General features: G+C 59.2%; 3 protein-coding genes. All 3 read left to right on the forward strand.

The genetic code is table 11. The features are described 5' to 3' along the window. The first annotated feature begins 1,102 nt into the window (after positions 1-1,102). Positions 1,103-1,321: a hypothetical protein gene (locus IVB36_RS32305; RefSeq protein WP_085351389.1), complete on the forward strand. Its 219-nt coding sequence runs from the start codon at positions 1,103-1,105 to the stop codon at positions 1,319-1,321. Positions 1,322-1,524: 203 nt separating this feature from the next. Then, positions 1,525-1,746 carry a hypothetical protein gene (locus IVB36_RS32310; RefSeq protein WP_026232889.1) on the forward strand — a complete coding sequence of 74 codons (222 nt, stop codon included), beginning with the start codon at positions 1,525-1,527 and terminating at the stop codon, positions 1,744-1,746. 53 nt (positions 1,747-1,799) lie between these two features. Continuing rightward, the gene (locus IVB36_RS32315; RefSeq protein WP_018455151.1) at positions 1,800-2,180 is read left to right on the forward strand and encodes a hypothetical protein; all 381 of its coding nucleotides are present in this window, start codon (positions 1,800-1,802) and stop codon (positions 2,178-2,180) included. Positions 2,181-2,326: the final 146 nt, after the last annotated feature.

Here is a 2,326-nt window from a genome sequence, read left to right on the forward strand (position 1 = left end):
AAGGTTGCGAACCCCTCATCTCAAGACAGGACGCCTCGTTGCGCTATCCTCTCAGCCGCGCTGCCGGCCGTCGTGCCTACCGCGCGAGCGGTTTAGTCCAATGGGCCCAAAGCGGACTCCAGCGCATCGCGCTGCCCCTGAGGGAGTAGCGAAGCCTCGAATAGCCTTGGAGCAACTTATGGGCGCACTTTCGTGACCCAGCCCGTTAACATAGTTAAATTGATTTGCTGGTTTTTCCCGATAGTTTTTTGCGCAGGGGAGAACATTCATGCGAAGCTCTCGCGCAATCCTTTATGCCCAACGACTTAGCGAACTCACCTCTCAGCTCTCAGAATTGGAATATATTCGAGGTCTAGTCGAAGAAGCAGAGCGAAGCGCCCGCAGTGTGCCTCCATTACGCTTGACACATCCTGCTTCGCGCCGCCTTCGAACTCGTGAACCAGGCGCCCTGTCTGTCCGCTTCCGTCGCCGCGCGCCACCAAGCTGGAATGCAGGCCCTATCAGCCCCTGACAACGACAACCAAGTCAATCGGACTTTGCTGGAGCCATTCCCCGACGGATGGTGGGCTTCCTCCTAAAACCTCTCCAAGCGCTCGCCTTCACTCCTGCTGAGAAGGAGGGGACGAGAAGCGCCAGCAATGATAAGCGACTTCGCACATTGATACGCATCGCCGGCCGAGGGTCTAACCGTAGGCGTCGGTGGCTGAGAGACAATTCCGCGCTCCCGCCTGCATGTTAGGAGCGCAAAATGGCCGAAGAATTCAGCGCCGAGACACGTGCCTGCTCGAGCGAGCCAACGAAACCATCGCTCAAAGTCGTCACTTAGCCACGGAACATCGCCCACTCGTCCCTGAGTGCGAACTAAATCTCCGACACAGGCTGCTCAACATAGTCGCCCTGCATACTGATGACCGGAGATTGCCGGGTCCGCGCACCTGACGACGCTTGAGGGCTTCGGTCCGCTGCCCCTGAGGAAGTTCCGAAAAGTGCGAAGCCGGACGAAACTTATTGTCGCACTTTGTGACCGGACTTATTAACATGGTTCAATTGATTTAATAATATTTAAGGTATTTAATCTCTGCGCCAGCTCCGGAGAGACCCCATGCCCGACGAAGACGATGACCGCCGCGAATTTCTGAAGACCTGCGGAAAGTTCGCGGTGGTGACACCTCCAGCCATAACACTGCTGCTCTCCACCTCCCTCACGTCCGATGCAATTGCTAAATCGGGTGCGAGCGCGGTCCATCACCACGGCAACAATGGCTGGGGTAACGGCGGCGGCGATGGTAGTCCCAACGGCAAGGACGACAGAGGCCGCTGAACATTTGTAGGCGGAACGGCAGTTTGGAACGACTCGTCAGTTACCAAGTTTTCCCAATGCCCATCCCCAAGTGGGTGATTCAGTCGGGCCCCAGCTCTTCCCCCATTGCCCCCCGGGAGCTGGGGCCCATTTTGTTGCGCCTTCCGGCGCCGGTTTCGGAGCTTCGACAACATTCAGTCATGAAGCAACAAGGAGGGATCCGCATGCCGATCCAAGTCGTGATGGACAGTACCGGCGACAGCCGTCACTTTTTCGACGCCAACGATGCACGAGAAGTAGCCAAGGCGGAGCAGCGATTCCGCGAGCTGAGGAACGTCGGCTTCACCGCCGCGGTCCGGACCGGTTCAAATCAGGTGTCGCAGATCCGATCGTTCGACCCCACTGCGGAAGAAACTCTCTTCTTCCCCAGGCTGGTCGGCGGCTGAATCGCTGAGCCGTGTGGCTGTTCAGGCCGTCCCGGCCGGGTGAACGCTCACGGATGAGGGCTGCAAAGGCGCTGTTCATTAGACACGGCGCCGAGAGCACTCCCGAAGGACGCGCGCTGCTGCTGCTGCGGCATTGCCTCTCGCCCCTCCAGCGGCGGCAATTCACGCAAACAGGCTATTTCGATGTGGTCGGCGGCGATACGGGCAACCGCTATAGGATCTATGCGGGAGCGGCTGCGAATGTCTGCGAGATCGGCGAAAACGGTCGCCCAAAGATCGGCTTGTGCTTCCTGCCCGTTGGCGATCTTCCGATTGGCGACGTCATGCTGGCCCAGAAGATCGCGCTCGAAACGTGCGAGGCCAGCGCGCTCGCAGTAGCCCGAAAGTTCACTCCCAGCGGTTTCTTGTTCAGCCGGTCCCGCCCGCTTCGCTAGCCGCGGTGTTGCGTCAGTCAAGTTTGGGCGTCGGTGACGTCTCCCATTGTGAAGGGTTTCGGATGCCGGCCGCATGATTGACGGCGCGGCACATTCGGGCGGCCGGCGTCCGAAAGCCTCCAAGGGAGGAAACCGCGCATGGTGGG

Origin of the sequence: Bradyrhizobium sp. 35, from assembly GCF_023073215.1 — a bacterium.
Taxonomy (GTDB): Bacteria; Pseudomonadota; Alphaproteobacteria; order Rhizobiales; family Xanthobacteraceae; genus Bradyrhizobium; species Bradyrhizobium canariense_D.